The organism is Algoriphagus sp., assembly GCF_046296635.1.
Lineage (GTDB): Bacteria > Bacteroidota > Bacteroidia > Cytophagales > Cyclobacteriaceae > Algoriphagus.
The window spans coordinates 1-231 of record NZ_JBKBKZ010000063.1 but is presented as its reverse complement, the minus strand read 5'-3'; the positions used below and the strand labels follow the sequence as shown (position 1 = coordinate 231).

1 pseudogene is annotated in these 231 nt (G+C 42.9%); it reads left to right on the top strand.

Annotated elements, in window-relative coordinates:
* A pseudogene (locus ACK4HU_RS21960) lies at positions 1 to 231 on the top strand (TldD/PmbA family protein); the annotation flags it as partial.

Below are 231 nucleotides of genomic sequence, written 5' to 3'. Positions count from 1 at the left end.
TCCAAATCACCTTGGTTTGACCATTCATGAGTCCGTAGGTCATCCATTGGAACTGGACAGAGTACTAGGATATGAGGCCAATTATGCAGGGACAAGCTTTGCCACGCTAGATAAGTGGGAAAGTAAGAATTTCAAGTACGGTAGCGATATCGTCAATATTTTCGCTGATAAAACCCAAGATAAAACCCTTGGAGCAGTTGGGTATGATGATGAAGGAGTGAAAACCAAGCA